This window comes from Fulvivirga lutea (genome assembly GCF_017068455.1).
Lineage (GTDB): Bacteria > Bacteroidota > Bacteroidia > Cytophagales > Cyclobacteriaceae > Fulvivirga > Fulvivirga lutea.
On record NZ_CP070608.1, the window covers coordinates 3,673,869 to 3,694,777 of the forward strand.

16 protein-coding genes are annotated in these 20,909 nt (G+C 37.5%); 9 read left to right on the top strand and 7 right to left on the bottom strand.

From position 1 onward, the window contains the following. Positions 1 to 11 precede the first annotated feature (11 nt). Positions 12 to 752: a TerC family protein gene (locus JR347_RS16320; RefSeq protein WP_205721650.1), complete on the top strand. Its 741-nt coding sequence runs from the start codon at positions 12 to 14 to the stop codon at positions 750 to 752. 3 nt (positions 753 to 755) lie between these two features. On the opposite strand, the gene JR347_RS16325 is transcribed toward JR347_RS16320, so the two are convergent. Both JR347_RS16325 and JR347_RS16330 read right to left on the bottom strand, forming a co-directional pair. Further along, positions 756 to 2,978 carry an amino acid permease gene (locus JR347_RS16325; RefSeq protein WP_205721651.1) on the bottom strand — a complete coding sequence of 741 codons (2,223 nt, stop codon included), beginning with the start codon at positions 2,976 to 2,978 and terminating at the stop codon, positions 756 to 758. A gap of 179 nt (positions 2,979 to 3,157) precedes the next feature. Beyond that, entirely contained in the window at positions 3,158 to 4,027 is an 870-nt protein-coding gene (locus tag JR347_RS16330) for a bestrophin family protein (RefSeq protein ID WP_205721652.1), read from the bottom strand. Between the two features lie 152 nt (positions 4,028 to 4,179). Here JR347_RS16330 and JR347_RS16335 point away from each other — a divergent pair, with 152 nt between their 5' ends. From JR347_RS16335 to JR347_RS16360, 6 genes are all read left to right on the top strand, one after another. After that, complete coding sequence (locus JR347_RS16335) at positions 4,180 to 5,034, top strand: SPFH domain-containing protein (RefSeq protein WP_205721653.1); 855 nt, start codon at positions 4,180 to 4,182, stop codon at positions 5,032 to 5,034. Position 5,035: 1 nt separating this feature from the next. After that, entirely contained in the window at positions 5,036 to 5,563 is a 528-nt protein-coding gene (locus JR347_RS16340) for a DUF6141 family protein (protein WP_205721654.1), read from the top strand. Continuing rightward, complete coding sequence (locus JR347_RS16345) at positions 5,563 to 5,733, top strand: Arc family DNA binding domain-containing protein (RefSeq protein ID WP_205721655.1); 171 nt, start codon at positions 5,563 to 5,565, stop codon at positions 5,731 to 5,733. Before JR347_RS16340 ends, JR347_RS16345 begins: the two co-directional genes overlap by 1 nt. Positions 5,734 to 5,762: 29 nt before the next feature. Continuing rightward, on the top strand, positions 5,763 to 6,515 hold the full coding sequence (locus tag JR347_RS16350) for a hypothetical protein (RefSeq protein ID WP_205721656.1): 753 nt from the start codon (positions 5,763 to 5,765) through the stop codon (positions 6,513 to 6,515). After that, a complete protein-coding gene (locus JR347_RS16355; protein WP_205721657.1) occupies positions 6,512 to 7,201 on the top strand; it encodes an alpha/beta fold hydrolase in 690 nt (229 codons plus the stop codon). The genes JR347_RS16350 and JR347_RS16355 overlap by 4 nt, the downstream gene beginning before the upstream one ends. A 76-nt stretch (positions 7,202 to 7,277) precedes the next feature. Continuing rightward, positions 7,278 to 10,196 (top strand): leucine--tRNA ligase, encoded by a 2,919-nt coding sequence (locus JR347_RS16360; RefSeq protein ID WP_205721658.1) that lies wholly within the window; start codon positions 7,278 to 7,280, stop codon positions 10,194 to 10,196. Positions 10,197 to 10,352: 156 nt separating this feature from the next. Here the strand turns inward: JR347_RS16360 and JR347_RS16365 are convergent, their stop codons facing one another. From JR347_RS16365 to JR347_RS16380, 4 genes are all read right to left on the bottom strand, one after another. Further along, positions 10,353 to 12,761 (bottom strand): ABC transporter permease, encoded by a 2,409-nt coding sequence (locus JR347_RS16365; RefSeq protein WP_205721659.1) that lies wholly within the window; start codon positions 12,759 to 12,761, stop codon positions 10,353 to 10,355. 74 nt (positions 12,762 to 12,835) lie between these two features. Further along, positions 12,836 to 15,205 (bottom strand): ABC transporter permease, encoded by a 2,370-nt coding sequence (locus JR347_RS16370; RefSeq protein ID WP_205721660.1) that lies wholly within the window; start codon positions 15,203 to 15,205, stop codon positions 12,836 to 12,838. Positions 15,206 to 15,369: 164 nt separating this feature from the next. Then, positions 15,370 to 16,059: an ABC transporter ATP-binding protein gene (locus tag JR347_RS16375; RefSeq protein ID WP_205721661.1), complete on the bottom strand. Its 690-nt coding sequence runs from the start codon at positions 16,057 to 16,059 to the stop codon at positions 15,370 to 15,372. Between the two features lie 39 nt (positions 16,060 to 16,098). After that, on the bottom strand, positions 16,099 to 17,349 hold the full coding sequence (locus JR347_RS16380; protein ID WP_205721662.1) for an efflux RND transporter periplasmic adaptor subunit: 1,251 nt from the start codon (positions 17,347 to 17,349) through the stop codon (positions 16,099 to 16,101). Between the two features lie 297 nt (positions 17,350 to 17,646). On the opposite strand from JR347_RS16380, the gene JR347_RS16385 reads away from it, so the two are divergent. Both JR347_RS16385 and JR347_RS16390 read left to right on the top strand, forming a co-directional pair. Beyond that, positions 17,647 to 19,044, top strand: a complete 1,398-nt coding sequence (locus JR347_RS16385) for a sigma-54-dependent transcriptional regulator (RefSeq protein WP_205721663.1) — start codon at positions 17,647 to 17,649, stop codon at positions 19,042 to 19,044. 49 nt (positions 19,045 to 19,093) lie between these two features. Then, a complete protein-coding gene (locus JR347_RS16390; RefSeq protein WP_235689700.1) occupies positions 19,094 to 20,383 on the top strand; it encodes a sensor histidine kinase in 1,290 nt (429 codons plus the stop codon). Here the strand turns inward: JR347_RS16390 and JR347_RS16395 are convergent, their stop codons facing one another. Continuing rightward, positions 20,384 to 20,890, bottom strand: a complete 507-nt coding sequence (locus tag JR347_RS16395; RefSeq protein ID WP_205721665.1) for an HNH endonuclease — start codon at positions 20,888 to 20,890, stop codon at positions 20,384 to 20,386. It abuts the gene before it with no gap. Positions 20,891 to 20,909 lie beyond the last annotated feature (19 nt).

The following is a 20,909-nucleotide window of genomic DNA, read 5'->3' on the forward strand; positions in this document are numbered from 1 at the left end:
TATTTGAAAACATGGAATTATTCTTAGAACCATCCACCTGGGTGGCTTTACTCACGCTTACTTTTTTAGAGATTGTACTAGGGATTGATAATATCATCTTCATCTCTATTGTATCCAACAAACTACCGGAGGCTCAACAAGCTAAAGCCCGAAACATAGGCCTTTCAATGGCCTTAATTTTCAGAGTTGGGCTATTAATGGGCATCACCTATATTATCACATTTACTGAACCCTTATTTACGCTATTTGACCACCCGTTCAGTGGCCGTGACTTGATATTACTTGGAGGTGGAATATTCCTAATTTTTAAAAGTGTGATGGAAGTGCACCATAAAATGGAAGGTGTAGAAAGTGAAAATGGTGGGTCCAGCAAAAAGTTTTCAATGGCTACTGTAATAGCTCAAATAATATTATTAGATATTATCTTCTCTTTTGATTCCATTTTAACTGCAGTAGGCTTAACAGAGCATTTGATTTTGATGATTCTTGCAGTGGTTATTTCCATGATTGTTATGATGCTTTTTTCTGGTAAAATCAGTGCGTTTATTCATGACCATCCCACATTAGAAATTCTGGCGCTTTCTTTTCTCATACTAATAGGTTTTATGCTTTCGATTGAAGCATTGGGGCATCATGTACCTAAAGGTTACATCTACTTTGCAGTGTTCTTCTCGCTGGTCGTAGAAATGATCAACATCAAAATGCGTAAAAAAGGTAAGCCCGTTAAACTCAATAAAGGGTTTAGAGGCTAAGGTTTATTCAATCTCTTTGGCTTTAGAGCAATTAACAAATAGCACATTACCAATTTTATCATAGCCTTCAAAGAGCTTATGTTCCAATTGCTTAATCGCTTCCGCTCTAAATCCTAAAATGGTTAAGTCAGCATCTACTGACTTCTCGTTAATGATATCTTTAATGACCACATCATCTTCATGCTGAATAAACTTAATGTTATTGGGTGAAATAGGCAGTCGTCCTTCTTTGATAATGCTCACAAGATTTTCCTCTTCAGAACCCATTTCTTTCTTACTTACCACTGCAAATATTTTAATCTGAGCATCGCGCCAATCTCTATGCCCCATAATTATATAACCCAATAAAATCATTAAACTACTGTTCTTTAGGTCGTTAGGGGTTAGCCAGATATGTATTTCATGCATAAACCCAAACTCTTTATCCGATGAGCCAAGTAAGCAAATATCAAATTCAGCGGCCTTCACCATCGTAAAGTTGTCGAGGATATGATTCAGGTCTTCAGGTTCATTTTTAGAGTATTCAAACAAAATCATATTAATCTCCTTACCTGAAACACTGGGCAACTGCATCGATTGGGCCACCGCACTAGTAAATGATGGTGAAATAAGTGTATCAACATACACATTACTTCTACTTATACCTGTTGCTTTCAATAACCTTTGCAATTCGATGCGCGACTTCTCATTCGTTTCCTTTGATAGATATCCATTGATATAATGAATATAGGTACCAAACCCATAGCGGTGTGACAACCATTTCATCAACTGAAATGCCGAGGGTCTATTAAAAAAATTATCTGAAATACAGATCATAGAAGGTCGCCAATTCTCCTCTCCCTTGTCAACTTTTTGAAGAAAAACCTGCAGCTGACGGCTAATCTGAAAAATTACTCCCTGGAATATCTTTGCCAAACCTTCCTTGCTTTTACTGGTTTGAGTGATGAAAATATAAATCAGAGTCATCACGATAATTGAAATGATTGCATACTGAGTATTCATCTTAAACATTAAATAAACACACAATAGTGCACCCAGTAGTGATATGTACCATTTTGATTTAAAAGATGGTCTATATGATGGGTCTGCAGCAAAATGTTGTAGAAAAGAAATTAAACAAAGCGACCCATAGGTAATCATAAAAAACATGGAGATGACCTCTGCTACTACATTTACATCTCCAATTCCTACAAATAGTAATGCAATTACACCCGTAATAATAGTAGCATTCACAGGATCATTTGTGCCGCTCTTACCTTTCGCTAAATAGGCATTAATTTTCATGAGTGGAAACACCTTATCTCCCGCTAAAGCTTGCAACGTTCTTGGTGCTACTAAAATACTACCCAAGGCTGATGAGATGGTAGCACAGGCTAAACCAATTGGTATTATCGGTGCCCAAATGGCTATGTCCATCATTATTAATTGATTATTAACCAAATCTTCTGGTGAAGCAGCATTAGCCATTTTATAGCCTATAAAAACGTAAATAATCATTCCTGCTACTGTAGCAAGTAACGTACCCATCGGAATGGATTTCTTCGGATCCTTCAAATCTCCGGATAGCCCAACCCCAGCCGTCATACCAGTAAAAGCAGGAAAAACAATGGCAAAAACCATAAAAAAGCTATCCGGGTTGGGAACAGTATTGTTCCAGTCAAACTCTGATGCACTCTGTTGGTATTCAGTGGAACCAAGAAAGAACATAATAAGAGACAAAAACAGAACAGCAACTACCCCATAAAGCGCTTTCATTCCTAAAGCGGCTCCTTTTTTTATGATTAAGATGCAGAGTAGAATAACGGAGGGTATGCTTATCAGCCGCTTATCGTATAGTTCAATTCCAAAGTTGGCCGACAAATAGTCAATGAGCGGACCAAAGGCCTCTGCAAAAGCTATAATGTAAAAGGCAACACTTACTGCCTGCGATAAATACAGTGCAATGCCAATAGCAGCACCCACATTTATACCAAATGAACGTGATATGATATAGTATTCTCCCCCGCCCTCTACACGTTGGTTAGTAGCAATTTCTGCAATGGCCATGGCAGTTGATATAGTGACCATGTGTGCAAAAAGTATAATACCTAGAGTGCCAATAAAACCTACACTGCCTACGGCATAACCAAATCGCAGAAACATGATGGCTCCTAGAATGGTAGATATTGCAGTAAAAAATACGGGGGCTGTTCCGAAGTTAGCCTTCGTTTGTTTGATCAGACTCATACATGAATTTAGAACTTCTGATTAATAAAAAGAAAGTTAGTAGAAGGAACTACTAACTTTGCTTTATGAAATGGCTCAGGGAGTTGTATAATGACTACAAAGAATATGTTCGTGTTGACTTAGTCATGTATGCCGTTATGATCTTTATGATCATATTTTATGTAATCTATATGGTTATATCAATGAATTAATAGCTCTCTCACGTTATTTTTAATCTTCTCACACAAATCGTCTGTTGGTAAGTCATTCACATCCCTGCCGAATGGGTCTTCAATTTCCTCCGCAATAAGCTCCACGCTTACCAAAATGAAAAACACCATTAAAACTATAGGCACCGTCCAGTATAAGAAATCAAATAGGAAGGCAAATGGTAATGTTACCGTGTAGGTGAAAATAAACTTCTTAATGAACATGCTGTATGAATATGGAATAGGCGTATTCCTTATTCGCTCGCAACCGCCCAAAATATCAGAGAACTCCTTTACTTCTTTATCCAAAACAAAAAACTGCTCTCCTGTAATCTTCTTTTCATTGTACATTTGAGTAATACGCTCATAAATCATCAAAGAAATCGTATTTGGAATGTGATTTTTGCCTTTCACTCTGTCTAACACATCTTCCACAATATCCAGATCTTCCAAGTCTACCCCTTCTCTTAAATGCTCCTTCATAGACATTGCAAAATTTGGAATCATTTGAGCAAAGAATCTTCTGTTAACGTCATCATCTTTCGATATGAATGAAGATATTTTGGCCGCTAAGTTTCGTGAATTATTCAATAATAAACCCCAAAGTTTCCTGCCTTCCCACCATCTATCATAAGCGGAGTTTACTCTGAATACAAGGAACAAACCTAGCACAATACCTAGCAACGAGTGCACTACATGCGTACTCGAAAACCTAAAATCAAACACCTCTAGAAACAAAAATACTATCCCTGAAGTATAAAGGCCCATTGCAAGCAATGCAGGAAAAAGCGTTTTCATTACTTGTCTGCTGTAAGAATGAAATATTAATGAAAGCCAGGTTTTAGGGTCGTATTTTACCATTTTATCGAATTAAATATAACGGCAAATAAACTATACATGAATTTAAGATCAAAGCATTCTTGAAAGGCAGACCTGTGAAACACAACCTTTTGTATATTACTCCGTTATAATTTATATTAGTACCATTATGATATCATTTTAATATCACTTTTATGAATACAGAAAAAAATTATTCCCCCATTTCAGGCTACTTAATGTTATTGGTTGTAGCAGTGTTGACCATTGGCTCAATCATAGTATTTGCCTTCACTAAATTTCCGTTGTTACTTTTAGTATTTGCATTATCATTAGTACTCTTACCCGGTTTTTTCTTTGTCAATCCTAATGGATCCAGAGTGTTGGTACTCTTTGGTGATTACAAAGGCACAGTAAAAAAGAACGGTTTCTTTTGGGTAAATCCATTCTACTCTAAACAGAAAATCTCGTTACGGGCAAGGAATTTTGATAGTGAACGAGTGAAAGTGAATGACAAAGTGGGTAATCCTATTCAAATTGGAGTAATCCTGGTTTGGCAGGTAGAAAACACCTTTAAAGCAGCATTTGAAGTAGACAACTACGAAAACTTCGTGAAAGTACAAAGCGATGCAGCCGTAAGGAAACTGGCAGGACAATACCCATACGATAATTTTGAGGATGATGAGGCTGAGATAACATTAAGATCAGGTTTAGATGAAGTGAACAGTGCCTTAGAGGATAACCTTACTCAACGTCTTAAAATAGCAGGTATTAAAGTAATTGAAGCAAGAATTGGATACTTGGCCTATGCATCTGAAATTGCTAGTGCAATGTTGAGAAGACAACAAGCTACTGCAATTGTAGCAGCCCGCCATAAGATTGTAGAAGGTGCAGTAAGTATGGTAGAGATGGCGTTGGATCAACTTTCTAAAAAACAAATAATAGATTTGGATGAAGAGAAAAAGGCCGCTATGGTGAGCAATTTAATGGTGGTATTATGTGCCGATAAGGACGTATCGCCTGTCGTAAATTCAGGGACCTTAAATCATTAACATGCGGGTTTTTGTTGAAACTCAACGATTTAATCAGATATGGTTATGGGTGTTGATTATAGCATTAGATACTGTTTTCTTAACCCTTTTTGCCAAAGCTGTATATTATCAACTGTATTTAGGAATACCCATAGGAAATAATCCCATTTCTAACACTGGATTAATTTTATTAAGCATGTTTGTAATCCTTCTGCTGGCCGGTATAACTCTGTTGTTATTCTTTAGCCGATTACACACACGAATAGAAAATGATGGTGTCAGTTTTAAATTTAACCCATTCATGGGCAAGTGGAAAAACATACCAATAGTTGATATTCAACATTTTGAAGTAAAAAAATTTAATCCGATCACAGAATTTGGAGGTTGGGGATATAGAAAAGTAAGCGGAAAATTACTTGTTAATACTTCAGGGAATACTGCGCTATTCATAAAAACAATTCAAAACCAGTTAATAGTTATTGGAACACAATTTCCTGATGAAGTTGCCAATACAATGCAAAAATTGATGAATAAAAAGGATAATAACTGATGGCCAAAAAAAAGCCAATAGTGTTACGTTTAAACCCGGAACTCGCTAAGTCTGTTGAAAAGTGGGCTGCTGACGAATTTCGGTCCGTTAATGGCCAAATTGAGTGGATTATCAACAAAGCCTTAAAAGATGCCGGAAGGCTGAAAAAAGGTGAACAAAGTGATAAATAATATTATTTTTGCCAGCAAATGACACAGCCATGCATAGATTCCTATTCTTAGTTTTTATACTCGCCAGTTTTTCACTTTCGGCACAGGATAAGCTTTTTATACTTGACGGAGATACCCTCACCGGAAAAGTTATTATCGAGTTACCTGAAATGCTTTTTGAAGATGTGGTACTTAAAAACGATGAAGGAAGAACTCGGTATAAAGCCTATGAAATAACCGGTTTCACGAAAGATGATGAGTTGTATCATACCGTAAGGCTCAATAATAAATACAGAATTATGCGTGTGGAAAAATTGGGGTATTTGAGCCTTTATTACTTCCGTGAGGATGAATCCTATGACTTTGGCTCCCGCTATTTAGAAAAACTTGATGGGGATGGTTTAGTCGTACCTAACATCAGTTTTAAAAAGCAACTCACAGAATTTCTTTCCGATTGCGATGGTGTGTCTGAAGCAATAGAAGAAAAGAAACTAAAGAAAAATGACCTGGATGAGATCATTGACAGATACAATGCATGCATTGAAAAAAATACAATGAAGCGTAACCTCGAAGTAGCAGAACTCAAGAATACTGAACATCCAGCTATAACCATTATCAATAAAATGCTTCCTAAAGTGTCTGCAGAAAATACGGAGTTAAAAACTCTATTGAAGGATATACTTTCAAAAGTGGTCGCTGAAAAACCGGTACCTGGCTACTTAATTAGCGCCTTAAAAGATCAAACCAAAGATTTGGCTCATTTATCAGCGGATGTAACAGCTCTTACAGAGGCATTAAATTGAGCAAACCTAATCTCATCATATTACATGGGGCACTTGGGTCAGAAAAACAATTCTTCAATTTACAATCTGAATTAAGCTCTGAATTTCAGGTTCATACTTTTAATTTTTCAGGTCATGGTGGTAAAGATTTTAGTAATAACTTCTCAATTCCCCAATTCACACTTGAACTAGATCAGTTTCTCTCTGAAAACAAGTTACAAGACGTTCTTATTTTCGGTTATAGTATGGGTGGCTATGTAGCACTTAACCTTGCTCGTACTAGTAAGAAAATATCAGGCGTATTCACTTTAGGGACAAAATTTCATTGGTCACCAGAATCAGCAGCTCATGAAATAAAGATGCTGAACCCTGCGAAAATTGAAGAAAAAGTTCCTGCATTTGCCACAGCGTTGGCGGAGAGACATTTCCCTTTAGACTGGAAAGAAGTAATGCACAGAACGGCTGATTTAATGATCAATCTGGGTAATAATCCACTTCTTACCACCAATACTTTTAAAGAAATTACCATCCCTGTCACGATTACACGCGGCACACTAGATAATATGGTAAGTAAAGAAGAGTCTGAATCTGCTGCACATGATATTCCCAATGCCAAATACATTGAATTTGCAGATTTTAAGCACCCTATTGAGCAAGTAGATATCAATAAACTTGCTGCAAAAATTAGACAAGAGCTTATAAACTAATTCCTCGATAATTTAATAGTCATTAGTTAAACTCTAACAGCTTAAAATTTTATTTTTGCAGCTTAATTTTTAAGCAATGGCAGAGTATAACTTTAGAGAAGTAGAGAAAAAGTGGCAAAAGTATTGGCAGCAGAACAAGTGCTATCAGGCTGATAACAATTCCGACAAACCAAAATTTTACTCGTTAGATATGTTTCCTTATCCGTCAGGAGCAGGATTACATGTAGGCCATCCTCTAGGTTATATCGCTTCTGATATTGTTTCGAGATTTAAGAAATTGAACGGGTACAACGTTCTGCATCCCATGGGTTTTGATGCTTTCGGATTACCGGCAGAACAGTATGCAATTCAAACCGGGCAGCACCCAGCTATTACTACCGAACAAAATATCAAAAGATATAAAGAGCAGCTTGAAAATATAGGTTTCTCGTTTGATTGGGATAGAGAGGTTCAAACATGCGATCCTAAATTCTATAAATGGACGCAATGGATTTTTATGCAGCTTTTTGATAGCTGGTATGATCAGAAAGCCGATAAAGCTCAGCCGATAGCTAGCCTAATTTCAACTTTTGAGAAAGAAGGTAACAAAAACATCAAAGCCAAATGCGATGATAACACTCCTCTATTCGATGCGAGTACTTGGAATGGTTTTTCCGAAAAAGAACAACAGGAAATACTTCTAAAATACAGATTGGCCTATTTGGCAAACACAACAGTTAACTGGTGCCCGGCTTTGGGTACAGTACTTTCTAATGACGAAGTAAAAGATGGCTTCAGTGAAAGAGGTGGCCACCCCGTTATTCGCAAAAACATGATGCAGTGGATGATGCGGATTACTGCATACTCCGAGCGTTTATTGCAAGGTCTTGAAAAAATTGATTGGCCAGAGCCAGTTAAAGAAATGCAACGCAACTGGATTGGTAAATCAATCGGTGCTGAATTTGAGTTTGAGCTGGATGGCCATGAGGAAAAAATTAAAGTATTTACCACCAGGTTAGATACTGTTTTTGGTGTTACATACTTAGCGCTTGCCCCAGAGCATGATCTAGTTAAGAAAATAACCACTGTCGATAAAAAAGCAGAGGTAGAAGAATATGTATCAGTGGCTAAAAACAGATCGGAAAGAGACCGTATGATGGATGTAAAGCACATTACAGGTGCATTTACCGGAACCTTTGCGATTCATCCTTTCAGCGGAGAGAAAGTGCCAGTTTGGGTAGCAGATTATGTATTAGCAGGTTACGGGACGGGTGCAGTAATGGCAGTACCTTCTGGTGATCAGCGAGATTATGATTTCGCCAAGCATTTTGATTTGCCCATCCCTGCCATTAATGATGCAATGAACATTGAGGAGAAAGCTGATCCTACATGGGAAGGGAAAATCATTAATTCTGATTTTTTAAATGGCCTATCTCCAAAAGAAGCAATAAAAAGAGGTATAGAAGAATTAGAAAAGAAAGGCATTGGTAGCGGTAAGGTAAACTACAGAATGCGAGATGCCATCTTCACGCGCCAGCGATATTGGGGCGAACCATTGCCTGTTTATTTTAAGAATGATATCCCTTACCTCATGGATGAATCTAAGCTGCCTTTGGTTTTACCTGAGGTGGATAAATATTTACCAACAGAAGATGGTGAACCACCATTAGGAAGAGCAACTAACTGGGAAACAGAACAAGGTGATGCTATTGAAAAAAGCACAATGCCGGGTTGGGCTGGCAGTAGCTGGTACTTCTTCCGTTATATGGATGCTCACAACGAAAAGGAATTCGTAAGCAAAGATGCACAAGCCTATTGGGAAAATGTTGATTTGTACATTGGCGGTTCTGAACATGCTACCGGTCACTTATTGTACGCACGGTTCTGGACTAAATTTTTATATGACTTAGGACTAGTTACCGTTGATGAACCATTCAAGAAATTAATCAACCAGGGAATGATTCAGGGTGTTTCGAGCTTTGTCTATCGCTTGAATATCAAAACCGATGATTCTGCCGATGCAAGCCCTGAGATTTATCTCTCGAAAGGTGTTGTTGACAAAATAAAGAAATCAAACATCACCAAGGCTGAAAGTGATATCATTGAGCGACTAATTAATGAAGGTATCGAGTCATTTAACAAAAAGAACAATACTTCATGGTCGTTCACCAAATTAACCGACTATAAAATCACGCCAAGGCATGTAGATATTAGCTTAGTTAATAATGATGTACTTGAAATAGCTGAGTTTAGAGCTTGGAGACCAGAACTGGCTGATGCTATTATCATACCTGAAGCAAACAAATCGTACTTGTGTGGCTCAGAAGTAGAGAAAATGTCAAAATCCAAATACAACGTGGTAAATCCTGATGATATCATTGAACGTTATGGAGCAGACACATTAAGACTCTATGAAATGTTTCTTGGGCCGTTAGAGCAGTTTAAGCCATGGAATACAAATGGAATTGATGGTGTATTCAAATTTTTGAGAAGGTTCTGGAACCTCTTCCATAATGATCAGGATCAGTTTGAAGTAAGTGATGCAGAGCCTACCAAAGAAGAGTTAAAAGTACTTCATAAAACTCTTAAGAAAACGAAGGAGGATATCGAGAACTATTCATTCAATACCACGGTAAGTGAATTTATGATTTGCACCAATGAACTTACTTCATTGAAGTGCAACAAGTTTAAGGTTCTTGAACCATTAGTAATTGCCCTTTCACCTTATGCACCGCATATAGCTGAAGAATTATGGAGCAAATTAGGCCATGTAGAAAGTGTAACAAAAGCTACTTTCCCAGAGTATGATGAAAAATACCTGGTAGAAAGTGAACACGAGTATCCTGTATCTGTAAACGGAAAAATGCGAGCCAAAATGAGCTTTCCTTTGGATATGCCAAAACAAGATATTGAGAAGCAGGTATTAGCTTCTGAAATAATCCAAAAATGGTTGGAGGGTAAAGACCCTAAAAAAGTGATCGTGGTTCCGAATAAGATTGTGAATGTAGTAGTATAGGCTTAGAGCAAAGGGCACGGGGCTCAGAGTATTTAATCTATTCTTTGCTCTATGCTCTTTGCTCTTTGCTCTTTGCTCTATGCTCTATGCTCTTTGCTCTATGCCCTTTGCTCTTTGCTCTTTGCTCTTTGCTCTTTGCTCTTTGCTCCATGCAAATTATTCGTATCTCAAAGACTCCACCGGATTTACTTTGGCTGCTTTAAGCGATTGATAGCTTACAGTTAAATAGGCAATACCAATGGCAACAATTCCACTTATTGCAAAAACCCAATAGCTAATGTCAATCCTAAAGGCAAAGTCATTGAGCCATTGATCCATGGCGTAATATGCCGGATAGATTGAAAGAACAAAGGCTATGATTACCAATCTTAAGAAGTCTTTTGACATTAGTCCGGTAACTTTCCATACGCTGGCCCCCATCACTTTTCTAATTCCAATTTCCTTGGTTCGTTGTTCTGCCATAAACGCTGATAAACCAAACAATCCAAGGCAAGCAATGAAAATGGCCACTATGGTGAACACTGTAAATACCTGACCAAGACGCTGCTCTGCTCTGAATGCCTCGTCATACTCCTCGTCTAAGAAAGAATATTGTAAAGGCTCGCCATTGGCATACTTATCCCATGTGCCTTGAAGAGCATTCAACACATTTTCCGGTTTCTCACCTGAATATCTTAAATAAAGTGTATTGGCCTCTTTGGTTAGTAATAGAATCAATGGCCTTACATTAATTTTTAAATTCTCAAAACTAAAATCTTCAGTAACCCCTATCACCTCCATTTCAGTGGGCTCATCGAAATTGAAGTTGATGATTTTTGATTCCAAGGGATTTTCCCAACCAAACATTTTAACGGCTGCTTGATTTACAACCACTACCGCAGTATCAGCCGGAAAGTCTTCTGAGAAATATCTCCCTTCAACCATTTTAAAGCCTAAAGTTTTAGGATGATCATAATCTGAAAAATGAGTTGCCGCCAGATAATCCTGATCAGAGGTTGTTGTCTTAAAAACAGTATTATTAGTTGTACCAGGATAAGTATTATTAGAAAAGCTTGCACCCATTACAAAAGAATTAGTGACCAATTCATTTTTAAACGCCTGAACATCATTCTCTAAACGACTTACATCTTCGATAATTAAAATGTGCTCTTTATCGATACCTAAGTTTTTGTTTTGAATAAATGCAAGCTGTTGAAAAACTATGGCTGTACAAATGATCAGCACAATAGATATCCAAAACTGGAATGTTACTAGTACACTTCTCACTGCACCGGATTTCATTCCTGCTCTCAGCTTTCCTTTGAGTACTTCTGTTATTTTAAAACTAGTTAAGTAAAAGGCCGGATAGCTGCCTGCGAGAATACCTACAATAAGAATCAGACCTAAAAAAGTGAACAAAATTGTAGGTTCTAAAATACCTACAAACGTAAGAGACTTACCAGCCAAAGAATTGAAAGAAGGTAGTAACAAGTAAACCACTAATAGAGAAATAAGTCCTGCAAACACAGAATATATCATAGACTCGGCTAAGAATTGAGCAATAAGCGTTTGTCTTAGAGATCCCAATGTTTTTCTCAATCCTACTTCTTTGGCTCGTCCGGCAGATCTGGCCGTTGTAAGGTTCATAAAATTAATACATGCAAGCAGGATTATGAAAAGGCCAATTCCTGTCATGATATAGATATAAGAAATATCTCCAGTTGGTGTTGGTTCATCTTCAAAATCAGAGTACAAATGAATGTCGTTTAAAGGAAAGCTGAAATACTCGTAAATACCACCCTCTTCTCTAAACTCCTCTAAAGATTTACCCACAAATTGCTGCATTATCGGAGTAACATTACGCGCCATAATTGGCTCTAATTTTTCATCAACAGCTTTTGGATCTCCGCCTGGTCTTAGCACATAGTATGTCAATAATGTATTATTCAACCAGTTACTATTGTTCAACCAGGGAATTGACCGCATAGACAGAATCACATCAAAATTGAAATGTGAATCAGGTCTGGAATTCTCCATGATACCAGTCACTTTATATTCACCCTTATTATTACCAATATTCATGATCTGATCCAGAGCCGCTGTTTCGCTACCAAAATATTTAATGGCCAGGTCTGAGGATAGAACCATTGTATTAGGCTCAACTAGAGCAGTCTGCGGGTTACCATGCAGCATCTTAAAACTGAATACACTAAAGAAGTTGGAGTCAGCTGCGTAAACATTTTCTTCATTAAAGGCCAAAGTACCATTTCTAAAGATCCACTCGCCCATGTCGCGTACACGTACTGATTCTTCTACTTCAGGAATCTCATCTATCAACGCCTGAGCTAAAGGAGGACATGAATTAGTAGTATAGATTTCTTGCTCAGATAATTTACCGTGTAAACTAATTCGATAAATACTGTCCACTTTTTCGTTGAATTTTTCAAAATTCAGTTCATCATAAATATATAATGAAATGAACAAGGCACCGGCCATTCCTACAGAAAGACCTAAGATGTTAATAATAGAAAAGAATTTCTGTTTCTGGATGTTGCGCAGGGCAACTTTAAAATAGTTTTTAAGCATGACCTTGAAAGTGTTGTTGTTTGATATTGTATGAGACTGTAATTATGACCAAATGTTACAGTCTCACGTATTTTTTATTCATTCCTTAACGAGTTAACAGGATTAGATGCTGCTGCACTATACACCTTTGTTCCCACGGTTAGGGTAGAAATTAATAAGAATACTAAGCCTGATGTTAAGAATACGAAAGCTCCTAACTCAACATGATACGCCCAGATAGAGCTCATTAATCCACCAATCATGAAGTAACTGATAGTTGAGCTAATCACTATAGCAATTAGCATGATGATGAAAAACTGTTTGTTTAATTTCAGCACCACACTACTAACGGACGCACCCAATACTTTACGTACAGCCACTTCTTTAAGCTTTTTAAGAATATGTAATGAAACAAGTGTAAATAATCCTGATACAGATAGTATCGTGGCAACTAAGCCTAAAAAGGTAAACATTGTTACAATGTTTTTATTCACATTATTGGCACTGGTAACTTCAAGATTAATATACTCGCCAGTATACAACCTATCCGGAAATATTTCTTTCCATTTTGCTTCCAAATATTCATTCACTTCAACCACTTCAGATGGTCTTGTATTTACTGTCAAAAATCTGTAATCCTCTTTTGCAGACATTCTTAAAATCATCGGTTCTAATGGATTCCATAACGATCTTGTATATACATCATCAATCACACCTACTACGAACAATTGAACAGTATCTGCCCAAACTAATCGTTTGCCAATTGGGTTATCCCATTTAAAGCGCTTCACAAGTTCTTTTGTAACCAGAATCGATTCTTTTATGTCCGTTTCACTATCCTTTACAAAATTTCTACCTTCTGCCAGTCTGATATTCATAGTTTCGAGATAGTTCTCATCTACTTTTAAAATATCTACCTCCTCCTGATGATCTTCAAATCTAATTGGATCATTTCTGTAGGCTTCAAATAATTGATCTTGTGATCCTGTCGTGGAAATAATTCTGCCATCATTTACAGCAGCATTTTTATAGACTTCATATTCATCGTAGTTATCAAAGGCAACGTGAATGATACCGTCACCTTTATAGCCCATATCAAACTCTTTCTGATACTTGGCATTTTGTATGAATGATATACTTGCGATAATAGCCAGTAAAGCGATGATCAATTGACCGGTAAGTAACACCTTTGTAAACGGGCTTGTACCACCAAATTTCTGGGTGCCTTTTAGAATTGTAACCGGCTCAAACTTACTAATGTAAAATGCGGGGTAACTACCAGCGAGTAATCCTGTTAAAACAAGCATTCCACCTAAAAATCCAAATAACCCCAGATTTTCAGAATACACTAATTGTAAATCAAACTCCCATAATTGAGCGTAAGCCGGCACTAATAATTCAGCTATAATTACTCCAAGTATTAATGAAATAAAGCATAGCACAAGGCTTTCGAGCATAAATTGCCTTATCAATTGAAGCCTTATACCACCCATCACTTTCCTAAGACCAATCTCTTTTAATCGAGAGCCAGCCATAGCAATACTTGTATTCGTAAAATTAAAGCAAGCCAATAAAAGAAGCAGTCCGGCCATTATAGCTGGTGCAATTACAGCCATAGGATGCATGGCCTGCCAGGTCCAGCCACTCACATCATCAGAGGAAGCTCTGGATGCCATACCCACCAAAGGATCTAAATAAAAATTAGTTATCTGAAAATCTTCTCTTGCCTCATTTTGGAGCGAGATGTATTCATTTAATTGATTTTCAATGGCCGGAATTCTTGAATTATCAGTTAAAAGCGCGAAAGTTGTAGTCCAACGCGTCCAATCATCTTTTTTTCTTTCAGGGTCTGTGAGGTAATAGTTTTCGAAGGAAGCAAAGGCCTCTACTCCACCAAAACTTGAGTTTTGCGGCTTCTTTTTAAAGATACCTGCTACTTTATAGTCACGAACACCACTATCTAAAACTTGCGTAACTACTTTGCCTAGAGGATCTTCATCTCCAAAATACTTTTGAGCTAACTCATCACTGATGACAATATTGGCATTTTCAGTGATATCCAATTGACCCTGAGCTCGCTCAAAAGTAAATATTTCAAAAAATGAAGGTTCAGTAAAAACTATATTGGTGTTAAATAGCTCATCTTCTATTCTAAACTTCTCATTAGGATTGATATAATTGGCTACTTTATCAAAATCAGAAACATTTTCTGCAGCCAAGGCACCGAGGGGTCTAGGAATGATGCCGTGTTTGGTAATTCTACCTTGAAAATTCCTAAGACTATTGAGCCTGTAAATATTCTCTTTGTTAGTGTGCTCTACATCAAAGCTCGCATCATAGTCATAATTGAGATATGCGACAATGCAGCACGCTATTGAGATGGCTAAACCAAGTACATTAATAGTTACGAATGTCTTTTTTTTCCAAAGACTCCGGAAGGTGAGTTTGAGGTAATTCTTAATCATGGGTTGTTGTTTTGAGTTTTTGACCTTTTTCCATTAGATGCACTTTTTAAGAAAAGGTTGCACCTAAAGTTGATTTTTTTTGCAAGTTACCTTGCATTGCATAGTACCTTACGACAAAAAATCCCGATGGGTTGCATCGGGATTCAATTTTATTTACAGTTCACTTAAATATGAAACTGCTCTTTGATGTTCTCAGTTACTACTTTACCATCGAATAAGTTAATCACTCTGTGTGCATAATTTGCATCGTAAGGTGAGTGTGTAACCATGATGATCGTTGTTCCTTCCTCATTTAATTCAGCTAAAAGCTTCATTACCTCTTCACCATTCGCTGAATCTAAGTTACCAGTAGGCTCATCGGCTAATATTACTCTTGGCTTGGCAACAATAGCTCTGGCTATGGCCACTCTTTGCTGCTGACCACCTGAAAGCTGCTGCGGAAAGTGGTTTCTTCTGTGCATGATGTTCATACGCTCTAAAACCTCCTCCACTCTTTGCTTTCTTTCAGCAGAAGGTACTTTCAAGTATAATAATGGTAGCTCTACGTTTTCAAATACAGTTAGTTCATCAATTAAGTTAAAGCTCTGGAAAACGAATCCGATAGATCCTTTTCTTAACTGAGCTCTTTGTCTTTCAGAATAATTAGATACTTCATGCTCACCAAAGTGGTATTCACCGTCTGTTGGGTTATCCAACAAACCAAGAATATTCAATAAGGTAGATTTTCCACATCCAGATGGACCCATGATCGCTACAAACTCCCCTTCTTTTATCTCGATGTTTATACTGTTTAGCGCTGTTGTTTCTACTTCATCAGTAGTGTAAACCTTTTGTAAGTTTTTGATTTTAATCATTTCAGTAATGTTTAGTTCTTGTTTAAGTTTTGACCTTTTTTATTGTAATACGAGTACCTCGTTATCTCCAAAGTTGTCGTACGATGAAGTAATTACTCTCTCTCCCGGATCTAACCCATCTAATACTTCAAAGTGTTCAGTGTTCTTTCTACCCAGTCTTATGTCTCTCTTCTCTGCTTTTGCTCCTGAATCATCAACCACAAACACCCAGTTGCCGCCTGTATCTTTATAGAAACCACCCACTGGCAACAATAGCTCCTCAGAAGATTGCCCTAGCTCTATTCTCAATCTGAGCGATTGACCTCTTCTAATTCCTTCAGGGGCTTCTCCTAAAAATTGCATATCTACCTGAAACCTACCGTTATTGATATTAGGATAAATATAAGTAATCTCTAATTCATAGTCTCCACCAGCAAAACTGGTTGTAGCTTTCAATCCTGTTGATATTCTAGGTAAATACAACTCATCTATCTGAGCGCTTACCTTATAACTGCCTACTTTATCAACCTGCCCTACTCTCTGTCCCGGATTCACCGTTTGCCCTTCATACATCTGAGGGGCAGTTAACAATCCATCTATTGGCGATTTAATTGTTAGGTTATCCAAAATTTGAGCAACACCTGTTAGACTAGTCATCATACGTCTTTCTGACTCGTTTAGTTGTACTAACTGTGTTACCCTGGATAAAGAGTCATTCTTATAACTCTTATAAGTAATTTCCTTTCTCTTAAGATTGTATTCGTAATTAGCTTTAGTTTGCTCGTAATCCTGTTTAGAAATAAGCTCCTTCTCATAAAGTGCCTTTTGTCTTTTATATTGTGGTTCTAATATCTCGAGCTGGTTCTCAATTAAAGCTAGTGTTTGTTGCTGTTGCAAATCATTCTGCTCCAATTGCAAACGGGTTTGCCTTAAACGGTTAATACTCTCATTCAAAGAAGCCTCTTGGCTTAACACGCTTAGTTCTCTATTTAAATTGGAGAGTTCCATTATCACATCCCCCTTTTTCAGCATAGCTCCACTTTCTTTGTAAACCTTTTTAATCTGTCCGCCTTCTATGGCATCAAGGTAAAAAGTGACACTTGGTTCTACCGTTCCGGTTTGAGGTATAAATTCCTGAAATACTCCTCTCTTCACTTCAGCGATCGTAATTTTTTCTTTTTCAACATTTAATTTCGATCTCCTGTCCGCAAACAGTAGTTGGTAAGCAACAAATACTACCAGTAGAGTAGCGCCTCCAATAGTAGAGATTCGCTTAACCGTCCATTTCTTCTTTTTGATTTTCTTATCCATGCAATTTGTAGTCGCGTATTTTATGTGGTTAGTGGAATGCCAACAAGTGTGCCAAATGTAATTTTATCGATAATTGGGCATTTTCGAACATGTCAGAGTCCGATACCGTTCATTGATGAACGAAACTGTCCGTATGCGAACATTTCAGAAAAGTTATCGTATACTTGCCTAATCTCATTAACAACAATATGTACCACTCAATCCTTTTTTTGGGCTTCTACTCTCATATAGAACCATTTAAGAACAATTCGGTATCAACTTTGATATTAAGCGAGTACATATCCATAAAACTCAACTATGACTGAAAAAAATACGAAATCTGGGAAGATTCTGATAGTAGATGACAACGAAGACTTACTAAAAGCAGCGAAGATATTTTTAAAGCGGCACTTTGCACTGGTAGATCTCGAAAAGAACCCTGAAGCCATTCCTTCACTCATTAATAATGAAAATTACGATGTGATTCTGTTGGATATGAATTTCACAAAGGATGTGAGTAGTGGAAAAGAGGGGTATTACTGGCTGGAGCAAATTTTAGAAATGGATCCTTCAGCTGTAGTTGTACTTATAACAGCTTATGGCGATGTGCAAATGGCTGTCAAGGCTATTAAGGCCGGAGCCACTGATTTTGTATTAAAGCCATGGGAGAATGAAAAACTTCTCGCCACTTTATACTCAGCCATGAGATTGCGAGAATCTAAGCTGGAAATTGAAGATTTAAGATCCAAGCAGAAGGAGATAAACCTTCAGATCAACAATAAGTACGATAACATCATCGGCCAAAGCCCAGCTATTAGAAAAACATTTGAGACGATCGATCGTGTAGCGGTTACTGACGCCAATGTGTTGATTCTTGGGGAAAACGGGACAGGTAAAGAAATGGTAGCACGTGCCATTCATAATAATTCACCAAGGAGAGATAAAGTTTTTGTGAATGTTGATTTAGGCTCAGTAAGTGAAACCCTTTTTGAAAGTGAGCTATTCGGCCATAAAAAAGGCGCTTTTACAGATGCTAAAGAAGATCGGGCTGGTAGGTTTGAAATTGCCAATGGCGGAACGCTCTTCCTTGATGAAATTGGGAATTTAAGTATGCCTTTACAGGCTAAATTATTGGCAGTTCTGCAAAATAGGAAGGTAAGCAGAGTGGGTTCGAATAAAGAAATTAACATTGACATTCGATTACTTTGTGCTACTAACATGCCATTGTATGATATGGTAAAGGAGAATAAGTTTAGACAAGACTTACTCTATAGAATCAATACTATTGAAATTGAACTGCCTTCTTTAAGAAACAGGTTAGAGGACATTCCTCTATTAGCCAATCATTTTTTGGATCACTACAATAAGAAGTACTCCAAAAGTGTGAGCAAAATTAGTGAAGGAGCCCTTTCCAGAATGCAAAAGCATCATTGGCCTGGTAACGTTCGTGAGCTGCAACACTCTCTTGAACGAGCAGTGATTATGAGCAATTCGCAAGTGCTACAGCCTGAGGATTTCAACTTTACCAATCAGGGACAGCCATCGAATAATGATGCAGAAAATGTGATGCTCGATCAGTTTAAATTGGAGGAGGTAGAGAAAATATTGATTAGAAAAGTATTGAAGAAGTATAATGGCAATATTACTCAGGCTGCTTCTGAACTTGGGCTTACACGATCGTCACTCTATAGAAGATTAGAGAAATATGGTCTTTAATGACTTTCGGTTTCGTACGCTTTCCCGTGTAGTTCTTTTAGGGCTCACCATGGCGGTAACTATTTTCTGCGCCATGACGCCCGATATGTATGTAACGGCCGCTGTATTAGGTTTGGTAGTTATATTTCAGCTTGCAGAGCTATTTCGGTTTATATCAAATACAAACAGAAAACTTACCCGTTTCCTAGAGTCTGTAAAATACTCTGATTTTGTTTCAGGCTTTTCTGCCGATGATAGCTTGGGTAAAAGTTTTAAGGAGTTGAACCTGGCATTCAACCAGGTATTAGAAGCGTTTAGAAAAGCAAGAAGTGAAAAAGAGGAACACTTGCTTTACCTAAACACGATAGTAGAGCATGTTACCACCGGATTAATATCTTTCGATCTCGATGGAAATGTACAGTTAATAAATGCAACAGCTAAACGTTTTTTGAAAATCGACACACTCAGAAATATTGAAGAGCTGATTGAAACACAGTCTAGGCTTTATAAAGTACTCTTCGATCTTCCTACAGGCAAAAGCGAGCTGTTCAGGCTTGAAGGCGAAATTCAATTATCGGTTACAGCCACTGAAATTGTGTTAAGAGGCAAAAAAGTAAAATTAGTTGCACTGCAAAACATTCAACCTGAATTACAGAAGAAAGAATTAGAAGCATGGCAGAATCTTACCAAAGTACTACGCCATGAAATCATGAATTCCATCACTCCTATTGCATCGCTTACCTCCACTTTAAAAGATGTGCTAATAGAAGATCTGGTGCAAAAAGGAGATTTATATCATTTAAATGAAGATGCTGTAGATGATTTACATGATGGCATTGAAACCATTGAGGGCCGAAGTAAGGGGCTCATTAAATTCATCAATGCCTATCGAGATTACACTTCCATACCATTACCTAAAATTCAACCAATACATGCCGATGCCCTGATAGATCATTTACTACAGCTTCTAAAAGCTGAGCTAAGAAAGGCCAATGTAACCATTGAAACGGCCATAGTATCAAAAGATATTATCATTAATGGCGATGAAGAGCTGATTGAGCAAGTACTTATTAACATAGTTAAGAATGCTATTGAGGCTATGGAAGGAATCAAAAACCCAAGAATTATTATTTCCGTCAGCTATAACGACTCGAATAATCCTAAAATAGTAGTATCAGATAATGGTTCCGGTATCGCGCGCGAGGCATTGGAGCAAATTTTTATCCCTTTTTACACTACAAAACCTACGGGAAGCGGAATAGGACTAAGCTTATCAAGACAAATTATGCAGCTACATAATGGCACTCTAACAGTAGATTCAGAACTAGGCCATGGAACAGCCTTTTCACTTAACTTCTAACTACTTGTTTTTAACTTTAAGGTAAGGCTTCCATTCTTCGCAAAACATCCCTGAGAAATCTCGAAGAAACAGTACGTATGAAGGTTTAAATGGCTTGGTTTTTAATAATAAATCAGCCTGTTCAGGAGAATTATCACCTTTTTTAGTATTACAACGCTTACAGGCTGTTACGAGATTGGCCCATACTGATTTTCCTCCTTTTGAGCGAGGAATCACATGATCTAAGGTAAGGTCCTTTGACTGCCCACAATACTGACATTGGAAATTGTCTCTTCTGAAAATATTCTGTCGTGTAAGTGCAACTCCTTTATATGGTACATTCACATATTTATTGAGCCTTATAACTGCCGGCATTGGAAAAGACTGAGTAATTGACCTCAATTTGTAGCCATTCGCTGGCTGAACCAACTCCGATTTTCGAAGGTAATTCAGTAGAAAAGCTCTCTGAACTGTACATACAGAAATGGGGCTATTATCCTGATTAAGTACTAAAACCTTCCTATTCATCCGTTTAAGATACCCCGTA

Excerpts from the sequence above, each read along its gene's own strand:
- JR347_RS16320 (WP_205721650.1), top strand. The coding sequence starts at position 12 with ATGGAATTATTCTTAGAACCATCCACCTGGGTGGCTTTACTCACGCTT.
- JR347_RS16325 (WP_205721651.1), bottom strand. The coding sequence starts at position 2,978 with ATGAGTCTGATCAAACAAACGAAGGCTAACTTCGGAACAGCCCCCGTA.
- JR347_RS16330 (WP_205721652.1), bottom strand. The coding sequence starts at position 4,027 with ATGGTAAAATACGACCCTAAAACCTGGCTTTCATTAATATTTCATTCT.
- JR347_RS16335 (WP_205721653.1), top strand. The coding sequence starts at position 4,180 with ATGAATACAGAAAAAAATTATTCCCCCATTTCAGGCTACTTAATGTTA.
- JR347_RS16340 (WP_205721654.1), top strand. The coding sequence starts at position 5,036 with ATGCGGGTTTTTGTTGAAACTCAACGATTTAATCAGATATGGTTATGG.
- JR347_RS16345 (WP_205721655.1), top strand. The coding sequence starts at position 5,563 with ATGGCCAAAAAAAAGCCAATAGTGTTACGTTTAAACCCGGAACTCGCT.
- JR347_RS16350 (WP_205721656.1), top strand. The coding sequence starts at position 5,763 with ATGCATAGATTCCTATTCTTAGTTTTTATACTCGCCAGTTTTTCACTT.
- JR347_RS16360 (WP_205721658.1), top strand. The coding sequence starts at position 7,278 with ATGGCAGAGTATAACTTTAGAGAAGTAGAGAAAAAGTGGCAAAAGTAT.
- JR347_RS16365 (WP_205721659.1), bottom strand. The coding sequence starts at position 12,761 with ATGCTTAAAAACTATTTTAAAGTTGCCCTGCGCAACATCCAGAAACAG.
- JR347_RS16370 (WP_205721660.1), bottom strand. The coding sequence starts at position 15,205 with ATGATTAAGAATTACCTCAAACTCACCTTCCGGAGTCTTTGGAAAAAA.
- JR347_RS16375 (WP_205721661.1), bottom strand. The coding sequence starts at position 16,059 with ATGATTAAAATCAAAAACTTACAAAAGGTTTACACTACTGATGAAGTA.
- JR347_RS16380 (WP_205721662.1), bottom strand. The coding sequence starts at position 17,349 with ATGGATAAGAAAATCAAAAAGAAGAAATGGACGGTTAAGCGAATCTCT.
- JR347_RS16385 (WP_205721663.1), top strand. The coding sequence starts at position 17,647 with ATGACTGAAAAAAATACGAAATCTGGGAAGATTCTGATAGTAGATGAC.
- JR347_RS16390 (WP_235689700.1), top strand. The coding sequence starts at position 19,094 with ATGGCGGTAACTATTTTCTGCGCCATGACGCCCGATATGTATGTAACG.
- JR347_RS16395 (WP_205721665.1), bottom strand. The coding sequence starts at position 20,890 with ATGAATAGGAAGGTTTTAGTACTTAATCAGGATAATAGCCCCATTTCT.